Raw genomic sequence first — 24,466 nt, 5'->3', positions numbered from 1 at the left:
ATAATGATACTACTACTCTTCTCAATATTTATCATAGGGCCACTACTACCCTTGCTTCCTGCTACGCATTGGAGCATTCGCTTTTTTGATTTTGTAAGAATACAGACAGTAGTTGTACAGCTACTTTTATTAGGAGTTGCCTTCATATTTTGGGATGTCTTCACGGTCACGCATATTATTTTTGTAGGTTTGATGATAGCCGTTATTATATTTCAATTATGGCTTATAAGACCCTACACACCTTTCTATCATAGGCGTAAACCTCAGGCAGAGTTCCACAAAGAACAGCTCACTCTTGTGACCGCAAATGTATTACAGACCAACACGAACTACGATAAATTTATAACTATCATAAAGGAGAGCAATCCTCATATATTTATCACCATGGAGTCTGATCAAAAGTGGGATAAAGAAATATCTAAAGCTTTTCCAGAGTATACTCACACCGTAAAAGCTACACTAGATAATTTTTATGGAATGCATGTGTACTCAAAAATCCCCTTTCAATCATCAGAGATAAAATATCTTATAGAAGAGGATATTCCATCCATACACTGCGAGATAATGTATGCAGATCAGCCCTTTAATCTTATAGCAATACACCCTGCTCCTCCTAGTCCATCAGAAAACGAAACTTCAAAAGAACGTGATGCCGAGTTGATGCTCGTAGGTAAGCAATGTAGAGAGTCTAAGGACGCAACCGTAGTTTGCGGCGATCTCAATGATGTGGTGTGGTCTAAGACTTCTAGACTTTTTAGCAAAATCACAGGGTATCTAGATCCGCGCGTAGGTCGTGGTCTCTATCCGTCCTTTCATGCAAATTATTGGTTACTCAGATTCCCTCTTGACCATTTATTTTACTCAAAAGATCTTCATGTAACAAACATGAAGCGACTAGCTTATTTTGGGTCAGATCATTTTGCTATGTACTATAACATAGCATTTCCTATGGTAAATATTGATGTTGCAAATCCTAAAATTACTACAGAGGACAAGGAAAATATTCAGGAGATAATAGGCGATGGGATTCTTTCGGCTAGCGCTTCACAGAATCATTAAGCGAGGATTATTGTTTTTTCACGCTTTCGCGAAAGCGTAACATTCTCATATAACTTCTTAATATTTACTCAAAAAATCTTACTCCATGCGTTAATGATGGTTAAAGCCTTTGTGCACAATAGCAAGCAGAAGTAAATTTAAATCCAACCAAAAAAAAGACATGGATAAGATTACTGAATCATTAAATAATCTCTCAGAAAAACTCTGGGGATGGGTAGAAGCTTTCATAAGGAACTTACCAAACTTAGGAGTCGCTCTCCTAGTGCTATTAATTGCTTATTTCGTATCGAGATTTGTCAATAAGTACTCTCAAAAGATTGTAAAGCGATACGTACCACAACAATCTATCACAAAACTCATAGGTAGAGCCCTTGCTGTATTCGTAGTACTCGTAGGTATATTTCTCGCATTAGGTGTATTAAACCTAGATAAAACACTGAATACGCTAATTGCTGGAGCAGGAGTTTCTGGACTTGTAATAGGTCTTGCACTTCAAGGAGCTCTTGCAAATGGAATCGCGGGTATTATTTTATCATTTAGAAAAAGGGTAAATATAGGAGACTGGGTAGAAACTAGTGGGTATGTAGGATTTATAGAAGATATTAAGCTCAACAACTTTAGTATAAGGGAGCCAGATAATAATATTGTTGTAATACCAAACAAGACGATTACTGATAACCCAATGAAAAATTATTCGGTTACAGAGCGTATGCGCATTATTATAGAATGTGGTGTAGGTTATGAGTCTGACTTAGAAATGGTAGAAAAACTAACTAAAGAAACGATAGCGAGCAAATTCCCTCAAAATGGAAATAAAGAAGAAGTAGAATTTTTCTATACTGCTTTTGGTGGAAGTTCAATCGATTTTATATGTAGATACTGGGTAGATTGTGTAAATGGAAAGCAAAAACTAACCGCTAAGCATCAAGGAATGCTAGCGATAAAGAAAGCTTTTGACGCAAATGATGTAAATATTCCGTTCCCTATTAGAACACTGCAATTTGATAATCAACTACAAATGGCTTCTTCTAATGATAGTCAAGAATAGATTTTAAATAGTTTAAAAAAAATAAGCCGTTACTTTTAAAAGTAACGGCTTATTTTTTTAAGTATATAGTGGAGTTTTATGCTCCAAAAGCTTCTGCTACTTTAGCAGAAAGTCTTTTATAAGTCCCATTATCTAATCGCTCACGAATTGCTTCAAAAGCATTTAAAGTCTCTTCTACATCTGTAAGTGTGTGTGAAGCTGTAGGTATCATTCTAAGTAAGATAAGTCCTTTAGGAATCACTGGATACACCACAATAGAACAAAATACACCGTGATTCTCACGAAGATCTTTTACAAGTGCCATTGCTTCTGGTACGCTTCCTTTAAGGTATACAGGAGTTACACATGATTGTGTAGTCCCTATATCAAAACCTCTATCTTTTAACCCTCCTTGAAGTGCATTTACATTCTCCCATAATTTCTCACGAAGTTCTGGCATTGTACGTAACATATCAAGACGTTTAAGTGCTCCTACCACAAGTTGCATTTGCAATGACTTTGCAAACATTTGTGATCTTAGGTTATATTTTAAGTAATCAATGATTTCTTGATCTCCCGCAATAAAAGCTCCTGTAGATGCCATAGACTTTGCAAATGTTGCAAAATACACATCAATATCATCTTGTACTCCTTGTTCTTCTCCTGCTCCTGCTCCCGTCGCTCCTAAAGTTCCAAAACCATGTGCATCGTCAACAAGTAAACGGAAGTTAAATTTTTTCTTAAGGGCTACTATTTCTTTAAGCTTCCCTTGTTCTCCACGCATTCCAAAAACACCTTCAGAAATCACGAGGATTCCTCCTCCTGTTTGCTCTGCCATTTTAGTAGCACGCTCAAGATTCTTTTCGATACTTGCCATATCGTTATGCTTGTAGGTAAAACGTTTACCCATATGCAAACGAACACCGTCTATAATACAAGCGTGAGTATCTACGTCATATACGATAATATCATCTTTACCTACTAATGCATCAATAGTAGACATGATACCTTGGTATCCAAAGTTTAAAAGATAGGCAGCTTCTTTTTGTACAAACTCCGCACACTCATTTTGTAGTTGTTCATGCAATGAAGTATGACCAGACATCATACGAGCACCCATAGGATAAGCCGCACCATAATCTGCTGCTGCTTGCGCATCTACCTCACGTATTTCTGGACGATTTGCAAGACCTAAATAATCATTTACACTCCATGTAATTACTTCCTTTCCTTGGAACTTCATTCTGTTAGAAATAGGTCCTTCTAGTTTAGGAAAAACAAAGTATCCCTCTGCCACTGAAGCCCATTTACCTAATGGCCCCTTATCCTTGTAAATTTTATCAAATAAATCTCTCATATACTTGTTTTGAAAACAGGTGCAAAAGTACACATTTTTGATATTTTGAACAAATACAAAAACAATTGTAATATGATGCCAAAAATCAAAAAGCTCCTACATAGGTAGGAGCTTAAATATACGTAATATTTTAGACGTTTATTTGATGTATTCTATAGTTGCTACAGTCTCTTCATTTTGACTATCAAAAAAACCTTGATCATTCATCCACTTATCAGAAAACACTTTACTCATGTAGCGACTTCCGTGATCTGGAAAAATAACCACCACCTTGCTATTCTCGTCAAACTCCCCTTGCGCAGCAAGTTGTTTTACCCCTTGAATAGCAGCACCACTTGTATATCCTACAAATAGACCTTCTGTAGTAGCAATCTCTCTCGCACTGTGAGCACTCTCTTGATCACTTACTTTTTCAAATTTATCTATTGCATCAAAGTCTGTTGCAGAGGGTATTAAGTTTTTTCCTAGTCCTTCTATACGGTACGGATAAATTTCTGCTGCGTCAAACTCACGGGTTTGATGATACTTTTGAATCACAGATCCATAAGCATCTATACCTATAATTTTTATTGCTGGATTTTGTTGCTTTAAAAAACGTGCAGTACCAGATATGGTACCTCCAGTTCCACTACAAGCAATTAAGTGTGTAATGTTACCTTCTGTTTGATTCCAGATTTCTGGTCCTGTAGTATTAAAGTGAGCGTCTATATTCAACTCATTAAAATATTGGTTGATATAAACAGAGCCCTTATTTTCTTCATGTAAACGCTTTGCCACACTATAATAAGATCTCGGGTCGTCTGCCTTTACATTTGCAGGACATACATACACCTTTGCTCCCATCGCTTTTAAAGCATCAATCTTATCTGGTGATGATTTTGAGCTCACTGCAAGAATACATTCATATCCTTTAATAATACTTACCATTGCGATACTAAACCCTGTGTTTCCAGATGTAGTTTCAATAATAGTATCACCAGGTTTAAGAACTCCTGTACGTTCTGCCTCTTCTATAATATGAAGAGCTATACGATCTTTTGATGAGTGTCCCGGGTTAAAAGCCTCTACCTTTGCGTAAAACTGACCTTCAAAGCCTTCTGTAATTTTATTTAACTTGATGAGTGGTGTGTTACCTACTAGTTGTAACACGTTATCATACACGTTTAAATCCTTATTCATATATCTTGGTTAAAGCGCTACACAATCTCAAAAATGAGACGTGCAAAACAGAGCAAAAGTAACATAAAAATATGGAACGTGTTTCCTCTACACTAGTTCAATATCATACAGTTATAAACAGCGTTTTACCCACTTACTGAGTAATAGACTCTAAGTCAAGTAAAAAGGCATAATCTTCGGCGATTTCTTTTAATGCTTCAAATCGTCCAGAAGCACCACCATGACCTGCATCCATATTACAATGAAACATGATTTTTGTATCAGCTTGATTCGTTTCTCTTAGTCTCGCTACCCACTTTGCAGGTTCCCAATATTGCACTTGACTATCATGGTATCCTGTGGTAACAAATATATTTGGGTACGCTTTCGCGAAAGCGTTATCATAAGGACTGTAGCTCTTCATATACTCATAGGACTCCTTTTCATTAGGATTGCCCCACTCATCATACTCACCTGTGGTAAGCGGAATGGTATCGTCAAGCATGGTTGTCACAACGTCTACAAAAGGTACGGCTGCAATAATTCCATTATAAAGCTCTGGCGCCATGTTTACAATTGCACCCATCAATAATCCTCCTGCCGAACCTCCGTAAGCATATAAATGACTAGCCGAAGTGTAAGAGTTACTTATCAAATGTTTTGAAACATCAATAAAATCTGTGAACGTATTTCTTTTCTTGAGCAACTTTCCATCCTCATACCACATTCTTCCTAAATACTCACCTCCTCTTACGTGTGCGATGGCATAAATAAAACCACGATCTAAAAGAGATAATCTTATTGTTGAGAAAGAAGGATCTGTAGTACTACCGTAACTTCCATAGGCATACTGTAACAAAGGAGCTGTACCATCTAGTTGTGTGTCTTTGTGGTAGATTATAGATACTGGAACCTTAACTCCATCTTGAGCTATTGTCCAGATGCGCTCCATGTTATAATTATCTTTATCAAAGTTTCCGCCTAATACCTCTTGCTCTTTAAGGACCACTTTTTCTTGAGTGACCATATCAAAATCTATAACAGACGCAGGTGTATTAAGCGCATTATAAGCATATCGTAAAATCTGAGTATCAAAATCGATATTTGTGGTAGGATAAGCGTCGTATGTTTCATTATCAAAAGGCAAATAATAGCTTTCTGAATTATCCCATCGCTTGATGTGTATTTTATTCAAACCATTGCTACGCTCACTTACCACAAGAAAATCCTTAAAAATCTCTACATCTTCTAGCAAGGTATCATCTCGATGAGGGATTATGTCTACCCAATTTTCCATTCCAGTAGCAGATACTAGGGTTTTCATGAGTTTAAAGTTGGTCGCCTTATCTTTATTAGTCTGTATATAAAAAGAATCGTCATAATGAGACACTGCATACTCCAGCCCTCTTGTACGTTCTTGAAAAACCTTAAAATCTGTAGTACCTTCTGCTGCAGATGCAAAGCGAAATTCACTCGTCATCGTGCTGTCACAACCTATCATAATGTAATCCTTAGACTTAGATTTAAAAACATAGGTATAAAACGTCTCGTCATTTTCTTGATAAACAAGTTCGTCTTGACTAGGATCTGTTCCTAAGGTGTGCTTAAATATTTGATTAGATCTCAGGGTTTCTTCATCTTTTCTAGAATAATAAACCGTTTTATTATCATTTGACCAAACAGCGCCTCCAGTGGTGTTTTTGATTTCAGCTGGATAAATTTCTCCAGTCTTAAGATTTTTAAACCTGATTGTATATTGCCTTCTACTTACCGTGTCTATCCCAAAAGCAGCAATCATATTATCCTCAGATACGGCATAACTAGCTTGACTAAAATAAGAATGCCCTTCTGCCATTTTATTATTATCAAATACAATAATCTCTTCACTATCCAAGGTAGCTTCTTTTCTACAATATAGTGGATAGTCTTTTCCAGTCTCAAAACGACGGTAATACCAGAAACCATTGTGCTTATAAGGTACCGACGAATCATCTTCTTTAATACGACCTTTCATTTCTTCAAAAAGTGATTTCTGAAAGTCCTTTGTATGCTCTGTAAGTTTATGATAATATTCATTCTCTTGATTTAAATAATCAAGAACCTCCGGAGCATCGCGCTCTTTCATCCAGAAATAGTCATCAGTACGGATATCTCCATGCTTTTCTAATTGTACTGGAATCTTTTTGGCTACTGGAGGGAATATGTGCTTTGTCAAAGTAATTTATTTTATAAAATGCTTACAAAAATACAACGCACAAGCTTAACTATTTTCTGTTCTTGTAAATAGCTTCATAATCATTTAATAACTTTGTATTCTTAATATAAAACACAAAACTATGTTTGGAGATATGATGGGCTTAATGGGGAAACTCCAAGAAGCAAAAGTAAAAGCAGAGGAAACAAAAGAACGTCTTAAAACTGTACTTGTAGATGAGTCGTCATCTGATAATTTATTAAAACTAACAGTAACTGCAAGCGGGCGTTTAAAGGAAATCCACCTTGATGACAGTCTACTTGAAGATAAGGAGCAACTAGAAGATTATTTAATCTTAACGCTTAATAAAGCGCTAGAAAAAGCACAAAGCATCCACGATACAGAAATGGCAGCTGTAGCCAAGGAAGGAATGCCTAACATCCCAGGAATGGATATGTTCAAATAGAGGAATTATTTAATTAATATCAAAATCCAATCACTTTTCAAGTGATTGGATTTTTTTTGCACACTATCTATAAAGATTATAATATTATATACAAAAAAAGCGCCTTCTTTCGAAGGCGCTTTAACATTGGGCTGGTTAGCTAATGTTTTATAAAGTCTTAGTTATTGATAAGACGGAATTCAGTACGACGGTTGTCAGCATGCTGACGCTCAGTACAAGAAACACCATCTGCACAACGGTTCTTAAGCTTACGCTCACCAAATCCGTTTGCTACAAGAAGACTATTGTTAACTCCTTTAGAAATAAGGTAGTTTGCTACTGATTGCGCGCGACGCTCAGAAAGATCTTGATTAGAAGAAGCAGCTCCTCTAGAATCAGTATGTGAAGCAATCTCTAATTTTACACCTGGGTTTTGAGCTAATAATGGCATAAGACGTGTGTCAATGATGCTCTTTGCAGCAGGAGTTAATGTTGCAGAGTTAGTATTCCAGTTGATAGGGAGTGCTTGGTACTCAACAAGAGCACACTCAACTTCTCTCCATGTAGTAAGTCCACCTTTCTGCTTAAGAACTTCTTTAGATACAGTATCAAAAGTAGCAGCAACAACTTCTTCAGTTGTAGTTGCATCTTTTACCATTACAGTCTTAGTTATAGTCGCAAACTCAGCTGGGATTTCTTCCTCAACTACACTCGCTGGTTGATCAATTACTCTTACAGTATAAGTTCCGTTTGCAGAACCTCCTGGTGTAGATTGAACAGTAGCATCAGATGCTAATGTACGCTTGGATACCGTAGTATATTCTGCTGGGTATCCTTTGTAACACCAGTAACGACAATCGTCAGGGTTAGAAGAAGCACAATCAGGAGCTGGAGCACCTAATTCCCACTGCGCATATGCAGATTTTACTTCAATCGTTTCAGTATCATTAGAAAAAGATGCAGGAACTATTCTTAAAGAAGAACCTGAAGTACTTTTTACATAAGTTACTGTTTCAGTTTTGTAAGTAGCTGGAATTACGCGTAGACGCTTAGAAGCTTCTTTTACCATAACACGCTCAGTTACTGTATCGTATTGAGCGGGTACTACCTTAAGAACCTTGTAAGCAGGAGTCTTTTGAATTTGTACACTTTGAGTCTCATATATATCAGGAGTAGTACAACGTACATAACATTTTCCTGGCTCAGGGTTGCTCGGTAAATCTTGTGCTTGCACATTTGCAAATGCAAAACTTACAAAGGCACATAAAAATAAAATTTTCTTCATAATGTTGATAGTTTAAGTTAATATGGTGAATTTCAATTTCAAAGTACGAAAATAGAAGGTTTCATTAACAAAAGCGTTAACTTTTTTTTAAGAATTTATTTTTCTGATGAAAAGTAAATTACTGCCGATGAAAGACATAAAAAATTACATCCTTGTTAATTGTACGAATATTGATGCACATTTTTGAAAATACTAGGCATTATCAAATCTCTTCAAAACGTCTAAAACAAGCTTGTGAGATGAATTATTGTAATCATAATGAGTAACAATTCTCAACTTACCATGCCCCATATTACTTATAATGACATCATTATCAAAAAGATAACTAACGAAAGCAGCTTCATCAGTGGTTTCTTTTAAATTAAATATTAAAATATTGGTCTCTGTTTTCTCTACAGATTTCACATAGGATAGCGATTCAAGTAGCGTTGCAATATCTTTTGCCTTAGCGTGATCATCACTCATTCTTTCGACATGGTGATCTAGCCCATATAATCCAGCAGCTGCCATAAAGCCCACTTGTCTCATACCTCCTCCTAGCACCTTACGTACGCGCATAGCCTTATTCATAAACTGTTGTTTACCTACTAAAACAGACCCCATAGGAGCACCAAGCCCTTTTGATAGACATACAGAAATGGTATCAAACAGTTCACCATAAGAGCTAGCTGTTTGACCAGTAGCAACAAGCGCATTCCATAGACGTGCTCCATCTAGATGCAAGCCTAACCCATTGGTATCACAAACCTCTTTTATTTTCACAATCTCCTCTAGATCATAACAAGCTCCACCCCCTTTATTAGTCGTGTTTTCTAAACAGACCAATGTTGTGAGCGGACTATGATAAAAATCTGGTGGATTTATAGACTCCTCGACTTGTGCTGCAGTTATTAACCCACGATTACCATCTATAAGCTTACACGACACTCCACTATTAAAAGATACTCCTCCACCTTCATAATTGTAAACATGTGCATACTTATCTGCAATGAGTTGTTCACCAGGTTGTGTATGAATTTTTATGGCAGCTTGATTAGTCATACTTCCCGTAGGAAAATAAAGTGCACTATCCATCCCAAACATCTCTGCAACGCGCTGTTCAAGTTCATTTACCGTAGGATCTTCTTTATAAACATCGTCACCCACTTCTGCACGCATCATATAATCAAGCATTTCAGGCGTAGGCTTTGTAATTGTATCAGAACGTAAATCTATTTTCATCAAAAAATATAGGTATTAATTATAGAGACCATTGGTTAATCTCCATTATGATTGTTTTATAAATGTATACGCTTTCGCGAAAATGTTACTCAAAACACCCTATCGGCGATCCATCAGGAATCTTAGGCGAAGGAAGAACTTTGAACTTCTCTGGTGATTTTAAAAAGTCTTTAATCTCATCGACCATAAATGCTGCATTAGCATCAGGAGATTTTGAACCTAGTTTTGACATCACCTCTTTTAACTGTGCTTTTGCAAAAGCCTTAGTTTGAGGTATCGCATTTGTATGATTTGCAAGGTTCATTAGGTGCTTTAATACATTGTAATTTATAGTTTGCTGTACCTCTTTGCGGTAACTATCTGATTCTTTTGAAAAAAGTGTAGTCTCAACTAAGGAATCTAGCATACCATCTAACCCCATTTGCTTATTATCTAAGGCCTTCTGTTGTACTAGCCTGTTTGCACGTTCTGGATGTAATAACAAGCTCAATGTCATATCACTAGCTGTTGCTGCTGCGCCTAGTGCATCAAATGCTACTCCATCATTGCTTTTGAAACTTTCTCTAGAGCGAGAATATCCCTGCGCTCTAGGTGGAAATAAAGCCAATTTATCTTTGGGAATTGCTAGTTCGCTAGCGGTAAGTGTCTTTAAAACACTTTTTAAAGCTCTCTGCTGCTCATTGGGCGTAAGTGTTTCTGTTACTTTGAGATTATTATCTCCTTTAACAGCATAGTTATAATCAAGACCTCCTATCATCTTTACTGCTCCTTCGGTTTGATATCTGTGATAGAAATATAAAGGGACAAAAACATCTTCAAGCATTGAGTATGGCTCGTTTGTGCGGATGTTGTCTATAGAAAAGTTTGAAATCGCACCTTTTCTAAGTACAAGCATTTTTTCTAACTCCTCTGCGGCATCTGTTCCATTGTCCCAAAGATGGGCCTTATAATGTGCTCCTCCTTGAGCTCTTGCATCGCTATCTGTAATGTATCGTAATCCGGCCTTTTCTGCGGTAGTAAGTATATTATCAAGAAAGACCTCTTCTGATGTTCCTTGAGGAGCCACTCCGTAGCTATAGTTAACTGTTACTTTATCCCAAGCTCCTATTCCAGTGGCATAGGCATTAGAAAAGTCTACTTCATTACCAGCCCATGTAAGCGTAGGATGAGGATAATCCATCACACTTGCTCTATTTTCTGTGCTGGCAGCAAAGTTATGAGCAAAACCTATGGTATGCCCCACTTCGTGAGCGCTTAGCTGGCGTATTCTAGCTAGTGCCATTTCTAGCATAGGCTTATAATTATCATCTCTTTCGGCAAAAGGCTTATTCATAAGCGCTTGAGCAATAAGGAAATCTTGACGAATGCGCAGACTCCCCAAACTTACATGACCTTTGATAATCTCACCTGTACGTGGATCTGTAACACTTGCTCCATAACTCCATCCTCTTGTACTGCGGTGTACCCATTGTATAACGTTATATCGCACGTCCATAGGATCTGCATTTTCTGGTAACATTTTTACTTGAAAAGCATCTTTAAAACCAGCAGCTTCATAGGCTTGATTCCACCAGCTAGCACCTTCTAACAATGCAGAACGAACAGGTTCTGGAGTACCTGGGTCTAGATAATATATGATAGGTTCTACCGCCTCACTTACTGCTGCCGCAGGATCTTTCTTTTCTAAACGATGACGATTTGCATAACGCTTTACAATTGGCTCTTGTATAGGTGTTGCATAATCTAAGTATGTGGTAGAAATATTTCCAGCTCTTGGGTCAAAACGTCTAGGTGTATAATTATCATCTGGTAATTTTACAAATGAGTAATGTTGCACCACTGTGAGTGCACTCGCATCTGGAGCTACACTTCTTATGTTTCTGCCAGTAGGAGTTCCCTTAAACGTGAGTAGCGCTTCAAACTCTGTGTTTTCTGGAAATGCTTTTGTGCGTTCCATATACATCGCGCTTCTAGTTTTATCAAGTTTATAGGTTCCTTCCTTGCTTCGCTTTAATCTAGCAGCCACTCCATGAGTGTCTTCTAGTAAAAATGGTGTAAAATCAATAAGGTACTTCGCTCCTTTTGTTTCCTTAATAGGAAACCCAAACAGCACCGACTTTGCAAATGCTTCCTCTATAGATCTACGCTCTAAGGCGTTATCCGTATTTGCTCGGTATTTCAAGTTAGGTTGGACTAATAATAATTTATTACCTGCCTTTTGAAATTTTACCACAGCAGTTCCTCCTAGTTGACCTCTATCAATCCCGATATCATTACTTCCTAAACCTGTACGAAGGGAGTGAACGTATAAAAACTCTTCATCCAGCTTGTCAACTTCGACATATACTTTATCCTCGCTCTCATCATAGTGAAGAGTGAAGAAACCTTTTTCTGTAACGAGGTCCTTTTTTGTTTCTAAAAATTGTGCGAACGCAGAGCTTGCGACAAGCAGGCTAACGGTAAGAATTAGATATTTTTTCATGGATTGTTGTTAAGGTTGTCTAAGATACATGTTTAGCTCAAAAAAGTAAATCCAAATATCAAAATAGCTGATATCATCTGGCTAAATATATTAGAGACACACAACACCCTACAAGCTAGCCCCGATTGTCGTGTAAATCCCACAGCTGCCTGGCACAGCCGGCGCGAGGAATTGCAACAGAAAGCGGGAAACCCAGATGCATAATACATAATACCCATATGCTACAAACAAAAAAAAGAGCACCCCAAGGGATGCTCTTTATATATGGAAAGCCTATCGCCAAATAGGACTCATGCGTTCAACATTTTTTGATCATTACTGATTTTCAAAAACTTCCATAATACTGCCAAATTGAGATACATCTATATCGCTCTTATTAAGCGACTCTGCCATACGCATCATATCTCCTATATTCATGTCATTACCTAATAGACGAGCTAGAACGAAACCTTTATTATCATCTGCACCAAAGAAAATTACTTCATCGATAGCCTCTTCTTCTCCTTTAAAATATAGGCGCATTTGCCCCATATCTCCAGAAGCTTTCATAAGCTCTTCATAATCATCTGAGGTAAGGATATCTTTTACTTTATCACGCTCTATCTGCATTGCTGCAGTGTCTCCAGATTTTGTTTGATATGCCATAAGATTGATCTTACGCACGGTCTTAAAAACCTTTTGCTGCTCTTCTGTCAATGCTTCTACATTCTTACCAAGTAGGCTTGTAGGTACATCTACAAGAATGAAATCTCCATTCTCTTGATTATCTACATAATATTCTTGTAAAGACTGCTTATTACTACAACTGGCCAGTGTAACAACAGCTAGCACTGCAGTGATGGTTACTTTTATAAATGTGTTCATCTTACGATTTTTTTGCGTTACCTACTTCTTTAAGGGCATCACTACCTTTAAAGTCTAAATCTTGTGCAAGTTTTGAAATTTGCTTGAGATCAATGTTTCCTGTTACTTGAAAGAATACAGCACGTTTCTCACCATCCATATCCCCATTTAAGAACATTACAAATTCTTTTACATAATCTTCACTACTACCTTCCTTGTAATAAAATTTTACATTCTTACCATCGTCCTTTACTCTCATGAGCTCTTGAAGATTGCTACTTGTAATGTAGCTCTTCATCGTTCCGCTCATCTGGTCCATTACTCCCGTATTTGTACTTGTGTACATCTTTACATTCTCAAGATTGTCTACAAGGTTGATATACTTTTGCATTTCTGGGTCAGATGAGTTAAGGTCTACTTTACTAAGCAGCTTAAACATCTTTTGATTCATTACTATAGAAGTAACTCCTTTTACATCCTCGTATTTATCAAAAGGACTTTGTGCGTAACCTACTAAAGTTACGAGGGCAAATGCCACTAACATTATTGACTTTTTCATAATATTTTTAATTTGAATTTTTATTTAAATAAAGTGCTCGATGCCTTATCAAATTCTTGCACCACCTCCAGCTGCGTAGTACTTTGATTAATCATTTGGGACATCATCCCAAGTGCTTGTTTTGTTTTTAAGATGGCTAGTTCTTCATTCTCATAATTAGTAGAAATACTAGCATCTACCTGTGTATTTTGCGTCCATAATACTAGTCCCACAATAACTGCAGCTGCAGCACTGGCTGCAAATCTATAAATAGACTTTGATCGTTGTTTATGAGGTAGCACTATTTGTGCATCATAAGTTTCCTTTGAAGCGACACTAAATGCCGTAAACATGCTAGCATATTTTTCTAAGTGCGGCGCCACATGGTCACTTGTAAAATAAGTTCTCAACTCCTGCTCTTCCTTAAGTGTAGTTGCTCCTTCAAAGTAACCATCTAGTAGCTTCTCTATATTATGAGATTCCATAGTTTCGTTTTTTAATCAATTCTTCTCTTAGTTTTTTGCGAGCTCTTGACAATGCAACTCTTACAGCAGTTTCATTCATCTCAAGTATCACAGCAATCTCTGCGTTATCCATTTGCTCAACATCTCTCATTTGTACAATAAGTCGTTGCTGCTCTGGTAAATCTTCCATGAGTTTAAAAACCCAAGCTACCTCATCTGCAACTTCTATATGCTTACTTGTATTTCCTGAGTGATCTTCGTAATTGTTATGAACGATTTTAAGATTATTGCTTCCTTTTGCTTTAAGCTTATCATAGCAATAATTTTTTGTCATCGTCATCGCAAATGCTTCAACACTTCGATATTTTTTTATGTCGGACCTCTTTGTCCATAAACGCAGTAGTACTTCCTGCGTAGCATCTTGAGCCTCATCGTCAGATACGAGCAACCGCTTTGCAACGCGGTACACTTTATCCTTAAAAGGAGTTACAAGATTTATGAACTTATGTTGGTCCATCGATTAATTGGTTAGTTATAAGGAAGACGAAGCAGTATTACTTTTGTTACAATGGGGATAAGAATTTTTATTTCGCTTTCGCGAAAACGTGATACAATCACAAACAACTCTCGAATAAAAACAGAAATCCCGTCTCAATAAAGACGGGATTTCCTAGTAATTATGAAGTAGTAATACTAAAGCGTATTATTTCTTTCCTTTTTGTTGTTGCTCTGCCTGCTCCATCATCTGTTGCATTTTCTTAGCAAATTTACCTTGCTTTTTAGGCTTAGCCTTTTTTACTTCAATTTTTGCTTTAATCTTTTCCTCATCAATGATGAAGTTTTTGATTACCAAAATAATTCCAATCGTAAGAAGGTTTGATATGAAGTAATATAAACTCAATCCACTTGCATACTGGTTAAAGAAAACAAGCATAAGTAGTGGAGAGAAATACATCATGTACTTCATCATTTTACTCATATCTGGCATTCCTTCTTGCGTAGGTTGTTGCATTTGCTGGTTACCTGTAGTTAACCTCATTGAGAAGAAAATAGTAACTGCTGCAAGTATTGGGAATAAACTCACGTGATCTCCATAAAAAGGAATCTCAAACGGAAGCTTTGCAATCTCATCATAGCTAGATAAATCATCTGCCCATAAGAAGCTCTTTCCTCTCAAATCAAAAGCAGATGGGAAAAATGTAAACAGCGCATAAAACACAGGAATCTGTAATAACGCTGGTAGACAACCTGCGGCGGGACTCGCTCCAGCTTTGCTATAAAGCGCCATTGTTTCCTGCTGCTTTTTCATTGCATTGTCCTTATGCTTCTCTGAAATTGCTGCAATCTCTGGCTTTAAGATTTTCATTTTAGCCTGAGAAGTATATTGCTTGTACTGTACTGGAGACAACAATAACTTGATTGAAATAGTCATTACGATAATTGCAATTCCTGCTGGTAAGAATCCAGTTAAGAATGCAAAAAACGGAATTACTAAGTATTTGTTTAAAAACCCAAAGATTCCCCATCCTAATGGCATTGCCTCATCAAGACCTTGATCATAAGATTTTAGGATTGTATAATCTGTAGGACCGTAGTACATCTGCATGGCGTAATCTAGCTCACCATTTTTTGCTTCTAGCAATACATCAGACTTGTATTCTTTTGTAAAAATAGTTGCCTCATCTCTATCGTCTGCCTCCTTATATAAATCGGTAGATGATAATCTTGCTTCTTTAAATGGAGTCTTAGAGATAAGCATTGAGCTAAAGAAGTGCTGGCGATAATTCATCCATACAAGATCTTCTTCTATCTCATCGTCATCTCCTGCTGGAGATAACTTATCTGTCTTATCTTCTTCATATTTATAAGTAAGACGTGTGTATCTATTTTCGTAAGACTGGCTACGTGCGTGGCGCATTCCTTTAAAGTCCCACTGCATGCGCATAGGGTTAGACGTATTTAAACGAGAAGAAAGCCCTTGAGACTTCATCCCAAAATCCATCATATAATCTCCTTCTTTAAGCTCATAACGATACTCTAAGTATTCACTTGGAGAAACTTTAAGCTTCATAGAGAGGACGTCATTCCCTCCATTTTTTGATAACGTAGGCTCAAAAAACAAATCCTTTGTATTAAGATTACGATTATCTGCAGTACTAAAACTTACATTAAATTGGCTATTTCCATCCTTAATAAGGTATACAGGAATTGAATCAAAAGTACTGTGTTTAAGCAGTTTTACTTCTGTAATATAACCTCCTTTATTACTTACTTTAAGCTCCAATACATCATTTGCAATGGTAGTGGTTGCTCCTTCCTTTGCAGATGGGAGCGAACCAGAGTAAGCAAATGTTCCTAATCTATTTTGTAATGCTACATTACTTAAAGAATCTGTCGCAATTGCAGGCGCAGCATCCATTACTGGCAGTGCGGCAACATCATCTTCAGTTTCTTGAAGTTGTTCTGTTTGTGCTGCTTTTTGTGCTTCTATTTCTTCAGGGGTAGGCTTATTAAAATATATAATCCATACTAGAATCCCTCCCATTAGGAGCATTCCGATAAGAGAATTTGTGTCGAAGTTCTTTTTCATCAATTGTATTTAGGTAGTGTTTTTATTACGCTTTCGCGAAAGCGTGATTTTCTCAAAGCAATTCTGCCTCCATTATTAAAATTTATGACATAGTGGCACGCGTACTATCTTGAGCATAACTTACAGCTGCTCTTACAAATGCCACAAATAATGGATGTGGATTTGAAACCGTACTCTTATATTCTGGGTGATATTGCACTCCCACAAACCATGGGTGGTCTTCTATTTCTATAATTTCTACAAGTCCAGTGTCTGGATTTGTTCCAGTGATTTTCATTCCAGCTTTTTCTAGCTGCTCGCGGTATGCATCGTTAAATTCATATCTATGACGGTGACGCTCCATAATTACTTCCTCACCATAAACATCACTCACAATACTGTTAGGCTCCAGTTTACAAGCCCAAGCTCCCAAACGCATGGTACCTCCCATCTCTGTGATGTTTTTTTGCTCGTCCATCAAACCAATTACTGGATGCGGAGTATTTGCATCCATCTCTGTAGAGTTTGCTTTTTCAAGACCACAAACGTTCCTACCATATTCTATCACTGCCATTTGCATACCAAGACAGATTCCTAAAAATGGAATTTTATGCTCTCTAGCATACTGTACCGCTTTGATTTTACCCTCAATACCACGTTCTCCAAAACCTGGCGCCACAAGAACACCATCTAGTTTTGCTATTTTATTTTTGATGACGTCTGGAGTAATATGCTCACTATGTATGCTTTCTATCTTTACTTTTACCTCATTTTCTGCACCTGCATGAATGAACGATTCAAGTATAGATTTATAGGAATCTTGTAACTCTACATACTTCCCTATCAATCCAATAGTAACTGTAGATTTTGGGTTCTTATGTTTTGCAATAAACTCATTCCATCCAGTAAGCTCTGGTTGTGTGGTATCTGAAAGATCTAATTTCTTAAGGGAAATTAGATCAAGCCCTTCCTCTAGCATAAGATTAGGAACATCATAAATCGTGCTTGCATCTCTAGACTCTATCACTGCTTCTTGCTCTACATTACAAAAACGAGCAAGTTTTGACTTAAGCTCATACCCTAATTCATGCTCAGTACGACATACTAAGATATCTGCCATGATACCACTTTCCATAAGTGTTTTTACACTATGTTGTGTAGGCTTAGTCTTAAGCTCTCCTGCTGCTGCTAGGAAAGGAATAAGCGTTAAGTGAATTACTAACGAATTCTGCTTTCCTAATTCCCACTTAAGTTGTCTGATGCTCTCTATATATGGAAGTGATTCGATATCACCTACGGTTCCACCTATTTCTGTTATAACGATATCATAATCTCCACTTTTACCTAAAATCTGGATACGCTCCTTGATTTCATTAGTAATGTGAGGGATTACTTGAACCGTTTTACCAAGGAATTCTCCACGACGTTCTTTATCGATAACGCTTTGGTAGATACGTCCTGTAGTGACATTATTTGCTTGTGATGTAGGAACGTTAAGAAAACGTTCATAGTGACCTAGGTCAAGATCTGTCTCAGCACCATCATCTGTTACATAACACTCACCGTGCTCATAAGGATTTAAAGTACCTGGATCAATATTTATATAAGGATCTAATTTTTGGATAGTAACTCTGTAGCCTCTGGCTTGAAGTAATTTAGCTAGCGATGCAGCGATGATACCTTTACCTAGAGAAGAAGAAACTCCGCCCGTTACGAAAATGTATTTTGTAGATGCCATTGAAGGTTTTTCTGTAGTTCGTTTACGGGGTGTAAAAGTACAAGATTTTAAGGAGACTTTAAGACACTTGACCCGTTTATTTAATCAAAACAAAAGGCAATCCTAAGCTGGATTGCCTTTTGTAATTTATGTTATGCTTTAATAAAAGCAGCCTATTTATCTAGAGTAATTAGGTGCTTCTTTTGTAATTGTCACATCGTGTGGGTGACTTTCATTGATACCACTAGCCGTGATTTTTACGAATTGTCCATTTTCCTTCAGTGCCTCTACACTTCCAGCTCCGCAATATCCCATTCCTGCTCTAAGACCACCTACAAACTGGTGGATACTCTCATTCAGTTCGCCTTTATATGGTACGCGACCTACAATTCCTTCTGGGACTAGTTTTTTAATATCATCCTCTACATCCTGAAAGTAACGATCTTTTGATCCCTGTTTCATTGCTTCTACAGAACCCATTCCACGGTAAGACTTAAACTTACGCCCTTCATAGATAATAGTCTCTCCTGGTGATTCTTTAGTTCCCGCAAGTAAAGATCCTAGCATCACACAATCTGCTCCTGCAGCAATTGCTTTAGGGATATCACCTGTATAACGTATTCCACCATCTGCAATTACTGGAACTCCTGTTCCTTTAATAGCTGCGGCACATTCAAGTACTGCACTAAATTGTGGGAAACCAACACCTGCTACTACACGCGTAGTACATATAGATCCCGGACCTATACCTACTTTTACCGCATCTGCTCCTGCTTCTACAAGATATTTTGCAGCAGCTCCAGTTGCAATGTTTCCTACTACACAATCTAGATCTGGGTAAGATGCTTTAACAGACTTTAAGACCTCTACCACACCTTTAGTATGACCGTGAGCAGTATCTATAACAATAGCATCTACTCCCGCTTTTACTAATGCACCTGCACGCTCAACAGCATCTCCAGTTACACCTATCGCAGCTGCAACACGCAGTCTACCATAGATGTCTTTATTTGCGTTAGGCTTTAAAGTAAGTTTTGTGATGTCTCTAAAAGTGATGAGACCTATAAGTGTATTGCTATCTGTAACTACAGGTAGTTTTTCAATTTTGTGATTTTGCAGAATTTCTTCTGCTTGTTGTAGTGATGTTCCTTCGGCAGCTGTAACGAGGTTTTCTGAAGTCATTACTTCGCTTACCGGACGATCATTGTTTTTCTCAAAACGTAAATCTCTATTGGTCACGATACCTATCAATTTCCCAGCATCATCAACAATAGGAATACCTCCTATGCTATGCTCTTTCATGGCTGCTTTTGCATCGCCTACATTTGATTCAAGAGGTAATGTAACTGGATCGATAATCATCCCACTTTCGGCACGCTTTACTTTGCGCACTTTAATGGCTTGCTCCTCGATCGTCATGTTTTTATGCAACACGCCTATTCCACCCTCTTGCGCTATAGCTATTGCCATACGACTTTCTGTCACTGTGTCCATTGCCGCAGAGACAATAGGTACGTTAAGTGTTATATTACGGGTAAATTTTGATTGTATACTAACCTCTCTTGGAAGTACTTCAGAAAATGCTGGTACTAATAGTACGTCATCGTACGTAAGTCCTTCTCCTAAGATTTTATTCTCGTGTGCAGTCATCGCAATTATTGTTTTAAGAAGTGAGAGTGGATTATTACGCTTTCGCGAAAGCGAATAAACTATAAATCCACGCTAACAATTAATTGCATGCAAAGATACATTTTATTCCTCAATATGTAAGGGAATCAATTGTAATCTAATAATTAACAGCCTCGATGCTTTAAACCGGACTAGCTTATTCTAATTTTCTATAATAATCCACTAGCAACAACATCTAGTATGTGCTAGCTATTCTTACTCAATCTAAATACAAACAAACTGATTAACAATTATTTACGATTATCCAACATTCTTTCTACTTAACTTTAGAGAAGAAATGAATTAAAAAAAGAAACTATGGCTATCAAACTCGCACACAACTGTTCAAACTGTAACCAACTTAGAGATGGAAATTTTTGCAAAAAACACGAAGTACACGTAGGTGCTCAATACACCTGTGATAGCTTTGATATGAAAGCTGCTTTAAAAGACGATCGTAATTGTGTGACTTGCACTCGCTATCAAGAAAGTGATTGTGCAAATCCTACACAAGCAGCTCCTGGAATGCTATGCGCTTCTTGGGCTCCGCAAGGCGAAGCTTAAGACAAGGATATTACAAAGACAAAGCCATCTCATAAGTTTATGAGATGGCTTTGTCTTTGAGTAAAACTCTATTGCTATATTTTAATCTGTAGCGTCGTATAAAAAGTAACCGGCTCTGCTGGTATAATCCCAGGGCCAGGATATCCTGTAGCACGTCTCGTGAAGTAAGACTCATCTAGCGCATTATTTAATCCAGCCTCTAATTTGAAACGCTTCCAAGTATATGCCGCCGAAATATCTAGTACTCCGTATGAAGGGATTGTCCCCTCTATACCACGTTGATTATCATTTACGTCTTGTGGAGCATTTGATGCGTCTGTAAATTGTTCTGTAAGGTATGTGTATTGTACACTTCCTGTAAAATTTTTATATCCAAAATTCACTCCAGTTTTAAAGTTTATATCTGGAATAAACTCTACTTCATTACCCTCTACACCATTTCTATCAGAGTTTAAATATTCTGAACTTGTAAGCGCTAGGTTTGTAAAGAGCTTAAGTTTATAATCTGATTGTTCTTCAAAAAATGTGTTTTTTATATTCCAATCTGTAAAAAATTCTAAACCGTAAATAAATGCATCTCCTATGTTGCCACGACGTCTTTTTATACTATTATCTGAGTCTACAAATAACACTTCTCCTAGTCGGTCATCATATCGCACACCAAACAAACTAAAATCATAAGCAAACTTATTATCTATGCGTCCTCTAGCTCCTAAGTCTACAGTAAATCCCTCCTCATCAGTTATATTCTCATCAACTACAAATGATGGATTTGTAATTCTAATATCATTAAATGTAACAGAACGATAATTCTGGCTAAAGTTCCCGTACAATTCAACTGCTGGAGATAGATCATATGTTACGCCTGCACCTAACAGTAAAAAATCACGGTCAAAAACTCTATTATCTGCTATATCCTCATTTACAAGTAAATTACCCGCTAGGTCAACCACTACATTATTAAAAGAACCTGCACTCTCTGTTTTGATTTGCTCATATCTAAAACCTGGAGTTATAGAAAGTCTATCTGTAACATTAAAGATGTTTTCTCCAAAAATAGCTAGGTTTCTATTAGGAAAATCAAATTCAGCTTGACGCTCATAATTAGGAAACTGCGCTGTAGCAAAACTAAAATCTGCATCTGCAGCCGTAGTTCCAGGTCCTTGCTGCTGACTATTACTTGCGTCATAATATTTACTTCCTATTAAGAAAACAGCATCCTTCTCTCCTATCTTATATCTCGTAAGCAAGCGTGCTTCTGCACCCCAGTTTGTAAAGTTATCCACTAGAAGTTCTCTAGGTTCTTCTAGATCATCTGGCTGTGACACTCTGTTTGTTCTAAAACCTACGGCACTACGTTGTGCGTCTAGACCAAACACGTTTAAGCTAAAATCTGTTTTATCACTAAAGGCGTGATCAAGGCGTAAAGAATATACTTTCCAGTCTACATCAAACCAATTGCGATCACGATTACTAAAGTTAGGATCCTCTATAAATTGAGCATCTGTAAGACCTCCAGCCTGCTTTGCTAAATAATTAAACAGGGTCAATTCTCCTATTATTTTAGTATTCTCACTAAGCTGGTATGCTGCGTGCGCAAAGTAATTACGGCTATTAAACTGAGAGTTAGGTCTCCAGCCATCTCCTTCTTTGTAATTGAAATAAGTGTAATAACTGAATTTCCCTACCGTACCACTTAAACTATTAAACGAGGTAAGCAACCCATAAGAACCTGCTGTCTGTCTTGATATCAATTCTATTTTTTTGTCTTTTACTGGCTCTCTAAATTTGAAATTTATCAATCCGCCAAACTGTGTTCCATATTGCAATGATGCTGCTCCACGTACTACTTGAATTTCTTTAAGAGCCTCTGCCGGTGGCGTGTAGTAACTCTCTGGATATCCAAGAACGTCTGCACTTATATCATAGTTATTCTGTCTAATATTAAAGTTGGCAGAACGGTTAGGGTCTAATCCTCTTCCTCCAATGTTGAGTTGCAATCCAGCATCTCCATTTTCATAAATGTTGAGTCCTACTACCTGACTATAAATCTGTCTAGGTGCATTTGTAGCTAGGTTTGCCGTAAGTTGGTCTACAAGTACTACTTCACTCTTTTTACCAGCATAAATTGCTGTTCCCTCTACTTTTTTAAGTGAGCGTAAAGCAAAAATCTTCTCACGACGGCTTGTAAGCACCACTTCAGAAAGTGATTCCCCTAGCTCTTGAAGAGTATAATTCTTAGTAACATTATTGGTAATTGAAACTTGATCTTCTACAAGCTCATAAGCAAAGCCAAAAACAACTACCGCGTAGCTTCCAGATGTCACATTATCAAATGTAAACGCTCCAGAAGCATCTGTAGTAACGACCATATTTGCCTGACGCACATATACCTCAACCTCAGCAATACCCGCACCTGTAGCGTCTGTTACTTTACCTGAAAATGTAAATTGTGCACTCATAGAAAGCGCACATAAAATCAATAACAACGTATTATAAACCTTTAATTTCATCTGTAAATGGTATAATCCAATTTTTATGAGCAAAAGAATCTTCTATTTGCGCGAGATCCGCTTTGGGATCAATATATGTGGTACTCAACCTTCCATTAAGAGCAACATAAGACTCCACGTAGACTTCTACCTCTTGGTGACCCTGACCCTCAAAATGGTCGCGAAGATAGTGAGCATATTCTAAAATAAAGTCTGGCTGGAAGCTCATTTGCTTTTCTTGTAGTGGAGTTAAGAAATCTGTATTATCTACATAAAATCGCTTTCCGCTTACGCCATCTACTATTTTAAATTGTGCATAGCCAGATTTCTCCATGAGCATCACTCTCCATGAGAATCTATAGCCCTCTTCTGTCCAGAATAACTCCCCAGGATACGCTAGGTAACGCCATGGCAATAGTAGTTGGACTGTAAAAAATATCGCTACAATAACTATAGAAGCCTTTGCTAGATTAAGGTTTCTAGGCGCATAATGCTGTGTAGTTTCTAATAACTGTTGTGGATATTTTACCGCTTTCGCGAAAGCATAAATAATCTTTTTATGAAAACCTACATCAAAGAAAATCAACGCGCTCACTATCATCACATACGGAAACATCCCGATAGGAAACAACACTCGTGTAAGCACATGGAAAATGATGACCATGATAAATGCAAAAGGCCTCGACTTACGCCAGAGCAAGAAAAAAGGAATCAACAAATCATATCCCGCTCCAAACCAACTAAAGGCATAATGCACCCATTCTTGACCCAACAAATCACCTATAAACGGAATATCAAATTTAGAAGGCAACCAAATTTTAAGCGGCATGGCCTTTACAAGCCAGTCACTATTAAGCTTTGCTAGTCCTGCATATACATACACTATCCCCAGCAGTAGTTTGATACTATCTATTGTCCAGCGAGGCACAAACTGGATGGGTGTAGCTGCACGCTTTCGCGAAAGCTGTAATGCATCAATCGAAAAATAAGAACCAGCAGGTATAAAAATCATCAAGAAGCTAAGCATGCTGATGAAGTAATAGTGATTGAGATACATGGTTTTATCCATGAGCTCTATATATGTGAAGCTCAAAAAGAATATGATAATTGCCAGACGGTATTTATAACCTATGGTTATCATGATCGTACTTAACGCACATATCGCAAATAACAAGTAGGTATAATTCTCGAAAGGACGCACCCACTCAAAACCATAAAATGTAAAATGGAAGGATGGTGCAATATAGAATTTCTCAATCCACCCGTGACTCCAGAATCTGATGAGACTGGCTAGCATGAGCAATCCAAAAGACACACGAAAGACCGCTAGTGGTGCGGCCTCTCTTTGTGTATTTAAATATCTTTTGACTTGCTGTATCATCT

General features: G+C 37.4%; 19 protein-coding genes. 4 read left to right on the top strand and 15 right to left on the bottom strand.

What is annotated here, in order from left to right; genetic code table 11:
* Nucleotides 1-3: 3 nt before the first annotated feature.
* Nucleotides 4-1,059: an endonuclease/exonuclease/phosphatase family protein gene (locus tag JM84_RS08570; RefSeq protein WP_013752422.1), complete on the top strand. Its 1,056-nt coding sequence runs from the start codon at nucleotides 4-6 to the stop codon at nucleotides 1,057-1,059.
* A 160-nt stretch (nucleotides 1,060-1,219) separates the two neighbouring features.
* The gene (locus JM84_RS08565; protein ID WP_013752423.1) at nucleotides 1,220-2,107 is read left to right on the top strand and encodes a mechanosensitive ion channel family protein; all 888 of its coding nucleotides are present in this window, start codon (nucleotides 1,220-1,222) and stop codon (nucleotides 2,105-2,107) included.
* A gap of 76 nt (nucleotides 2,108-2,183) precedes the next feature.
* Here the strand turns inward: JM84_RS08565 and JM84_RS08560 are convergent, their stop codons facing one another.
* From JM84_RS08560 to JM84_RS08550, 3 genes are all read right to left on the bottom strand, one after another.
* Nucleotides 2,184-3,443, bottom strand: coding sequence for an aminotransferase class I/II-fold pyridoxal phosphate-dependent enzyme (locus tag JM84_RS08560; protein WP_013752424.1), 1,260 nt, complete (start codon nucleotides 3,441-3,443; stop codon nucleotides 2,184-2,186).
* A gap of 138 nt (nucleotides 3,444-3,581) precedes the next feature.
* Nucleotides 3,582-4,622 (bottom strand): PLP-dependent cysteine synthase family protein, encoded by a 1,041-nt coding sequence (locus JM84_RS08555; RefSeq protein ID WP_013752425.1) that lies wholly within the window; start codon nucleotides 4,620-4,622, stop codon nucleotides 3,582-3,584.
* Between the two features lie 133 nt (nucleotides 4,623-4,755).
* A complete protein-coding gene (locus JM84_RS08550) occupies nucleotides 4,756-6,816 on the bottom strand; it encodes a S9 family peptidase (protein WP_013752426.1) in 2,061 nt (686 codons plus the stop codon).
* Nucleotides 6,817-6,937: 121 nt separating this feature from the next.
* Here JM84_RS08550 and JM84_RS08545 point away from each other — a divergent pair, with 121 nt between their 5' ends.
* On the top strand, nucleotides 6,938-7,261 hold the full coding sequence (locus JM84_RS08545) for a YbaB/EbfC family nucleoid-associated protein (protein ID WP_013752427.1): 324 nt from the start codon (nucleotides 6,938-6,940) through the stop codon (nucleotides 7,259-7,261).
* Nucleotides 7,262-7,418: 157 nt separating this feature from the next.
* Here the strand turns inward: JM84_RS08545 and JM84_RS08540 are convergent, their stop codons facing one another.
* From JM84_RS08540 to guaB, 10 genes are all read right to left on the bottom strand, one after another.
* Entirely contained in the window at nucleotides 7,419-8,525 is a 1,107-nt protein-coding gene (locus JM84_RS08540) for an OmpA family protein (protein WP_144783738.1), read from the bottom strand.
* A 192-nt stretch (nucleotides 8,526-8,717) separates the two neighbouring features.
* Nucleotides 8,718-9,746, bottom strand: a complete 1,029-nt coding sequence (locus JM84_RS08535) for a threonine aldolase family protein (RefSeq protein WP_013752429.1) — start codon at nucleotides 9,744-9,746, stop codon at nucleotides 8,718-8,720.
* A gap of 85 nt (nucleotides 9,747-9,831) precedes the next feature.
* A complete protein-coding gene (locus JM84_RS08530; protein ID WP_013752430.1) occupies nucleotides 9,832-12,228 on the bottom strand; it encodes a zinc-dependent metalloprotease in 2,397 nt (798 codons plus the stop codon).
* A gap of 315 nt (nucleotides 12,229-12,543) precedes the next feature.
* Nucleotides 12,544-13,092, bottom strand: coding sequence for a DUF4252 domain-containing protein (locus JM84_RS08525; protein WP_013752431.1), 549 nt, complete (start codon nucleotides 13,090-13,092; stop codon nucleotides 12,544-12,546).
* A 1-nt stretch (nucleotide 13,093) separates the two neighbouring features.
* Nucleotides 13,094-13,630 carry a DUF4252 domain-containing protein gene (locus tag JM84_RS08520; protein ID WP_041295737.1) on the bottom strand — a complete coding sequence of 179 codons (537 nt, stop codon included), beginning with the start codon at nucleotides 13,628-13,630 and terminating at the stop codon, nucleotides 13,094-13,096.
* Between the two features lie 20 nt (nucleotides 13,631-13,650).
* A complete protein-coding gene (locus tag JM84_RS08515) occupies nucleotides 13,651-14,094 on the bottom strand; it encodes a hypothetical protein (protein WP_013752433.1) in 444 nt (147 codons plus the stop codon).
* Nucleotides 14,081-14,590: an RNA polymerase sigma factor gene (locus tag JM84_RS08510; RefSeq protein ID WP_013752434.1), complete on the bottom strand. Its 510-nt coding sequence runs from the start codon at nucleotides 14,588-14,590 to the stop codon at nucleotides 14,081-14,083. The genes JM84_RS08515 and JM84_RS08510 overlap by 14 nt, the downstream gene beginning before the upstream one ends.
* A 186-nt stretch (nucleotides 14,591-14,776) precedes the next feature.
* The gene (yidC, locus tag JM84_RS08505) at nucleotides 14,777-16,663 is read right to left on the bottom strand and encodes a membrane protein insertase YidC (RefSeq protein WP_013752435.1); all 1,887 of its coding nucleotides are present in this window, start codon (nucleotides 16,661-16,663) and stop codon (nucleotides 14,777-14,779) included.
* Nucleotides 16,664-16,745: 82 nt separating this feature from the next.
* Nucleotides 16,746-18,380, bottom strand: coding sequence for a CTP synthase (locus JM84_RS08500; RefSeq protein WP_013752436.1), 1,635 nt, complete (start codon nucleotides 18,378-18,380; stop codon nucleotides 16,746-16,748).
* A gap of 156 nt (nucleotides 18,381-18,536) precedes the next feature.
* Nucleotides 18,537-20,009, bottom strand: coding sequence for an IMP dehydrogenase (guaB, locus tag JM84_RS08495; protein WP_013752437.1), 1,473 nt, complete (start codon nucleotides 20,007-20,009; stop codon nucleotides 18,537-18,539).
* 336 nt (nucleotides 20,010-20,345) lie between these two features.
* Between guaB and JM84_RS08490 the strand changes: the two genes are divergently transcribed.
* On the top strand, nucleotides 20,346-20,591 hold the full coding sequence (locus JM84_RS08490; RefSeq protein ID WP_013752438.1) for a hypothetical protein: 246 nt from the start codon (nucleotides 20,346-20,348) through the stop codon (nucleotides 20,589-20,591).
* A gap of 74 nt (nucleotides 20,592-20,665) precedes the next feature.
* Here the strand turns inward: JM84_RS08490 and JM84_RS08485 are convergent, their stop codons facing one another.
* Together JM84_RS08485 and JM84_RS08480 are read right to left on the bottom strand one after the other, a co-directional pair.
* Nucleotides 20,666-23,104, bottom strand: a complete 2,439-nt coding sequence (locus JM84_RS08485; protein ID WP_041295739.1) for a TonB-dependent receptor — start codon at nucleotides 23,102-23,104, stop codon at nucleotides 20,666-20,668.
* A complete protein-coding gene (locus JM84_RS08480; RefSeq protein ID WP_013752440.1) occupies nucleotides 23,085-24,464 on the bottom strand; it encodes an HTTM domain-containing protein in 1,380 nt (459 codons plus the stop codon). The genes JM84_RS08485 and JM84_RS08480 overlap by 20 nt, the downstream gene beginning before the upstream one ends.
* Nucleotides 24,465-24,466 lie beyond the last annotated feature (2 nt).

Origin of the sequence: Dokdonia sp. Hel_I_63 (assembly GCF_007827285.1) — a bacterium.
Taxonomy (GTDB): domain Bacteria; phylum Bacteroidota; class Bacteroidia; order Flavobacteriales; family Flavobacteriaceae; genus Dokdonia.
The sequence above is the reverse complement of the archived record's forward strand: the minus strand, read 5'-3'. Positions and strand labels throughout refer to the sequence as shown.

Excerpts from the sequence above, each read along its gene's own strand:
- JM84_RS08560 (WP_013752424.1), bottom strand. The coding sequence starts at position 3,443 with ATGAGAGATTTATTTGATAAAATTTACAAGGATAAGGGGCCATTAGGT.
- JM84_RS08530 (WP_013752430.1), bottom strand. The coding sequence starts at position 12,228 with ATGAAAAAATATCTAATTCTTACCGTTAGCCTGCTTGTCGCAAGCTCT.
- JM84_RS08520 (WP_041295737.1), bottom strand. The coding sequence starts at position 13,630 with ATGAAAAAGTCAATAATGTTAGTGGCATTTGCCCTCGTAACTTTAGTA.
- JM84_RS08535 (WP_013752429.1), bottom strand. The coding sequence starts at position 9,746 with ATGAAAATAGATTTACGTTCTGATACAATTACAAAGCCTACGCCTGAA.
- guaB (WP_013752437.1), bottom strand. The coding sequence starts at position 20,009 with ATGACTGCACACGAGAATAAAATCTTAGGAGAAGGACTTACGTACGAT.
- JM84_RS08540 (WP_144783738.1), bottom strand. The coding sequence starts at position 8,525 with ATGAAGAAAATTTTATTTTTATGTGCCTTTGTAAGTTTTGCATTTGCA.
- JM84_RS08500 (WP_013752436.1), bottom strand. The coding sequence starts at position 18,380 with ATGGCATCTACAAAATACATTTTCGTAACGGGCGGAGTTTCTTCTTCT.
- JM84_RS08525 (WP_013752431.1), bottom strand. The coding sequence starts at position 13,092 with ATGAACACATTTATAAAAGTAACCATCACTGCAGTGCTAGCTGTTGTT.
- JM84_RS08485 (WP_041295739.1), bottom strand. The coding sequence starts at position 23,104 with ATGAAATTAAAGGTTTATAATACGTTGTTATTGATTTTATGTGCGCTT.
- JM84_RS08490 (WP_013752438.1), top strand. The coding sequence starts at position 20,346 with ATGGCTATCAAACTCGCACACAACTGTTCAAACTGTAACCAACTTAGA.
- JM84_RS08565 (WP_013752423.1), top strand. The coding sequence starts at position 1,220 with ATGGATAAGATTACTGAATCATTAAATAATCTCTCAGAAAAACTCTGG.
- JM84_RS08545 (WP_013752427.1), top strand. The coding sequence starts at position 6,938 with ATGTTTGGAGATATGATGGGCTTAATGGGGAAACTCCAAGAAGCAAAA.
- JM84_RS08510 (WP_013752434.1), bottom strand. The coding sequence starts at position 14,590 with ATGGACCAACATAAGTTCATAAATCTTGTAACTCCTTTTAAGGATAAA.
- JM84_RS08515 (WP_013752433.1), bottom strand. The coding sequence starts at position 14,094 with ATGGAATCTCATAATATAGAGAAGCTACTAGATGGTTACTTTGAAGGA.
- JM84_RS08480 (WP_013752440.1), bottom strand. The coding sequence starts at position 24,464 with ATGATACAGCAAGTCAAAAGATATTTAAATACACAAAGAGAGGCCGCA.
- yidC (WP_013752435.1), bottom strand. The coding sequence starts at position 16,663 with ATGAAAAAGAACTTCGACACAAATTCTCTTATCGGAATGCTCCTAATG.
- JM84_RS08555 (WP_013752425.1), bottom strand. The coding sequence starts at position 4,622 with ATGAATAAGGATTTAAACGTGTATGATAACGTGTTACAACTAGTAGGT.
- JM84_RS08570 (WP_013752422.1), top strand. The coding sequence starts at position 4 with ATGATACTACTACTCTTCTCAATATTTATCATAGGGCCACTACTACCC.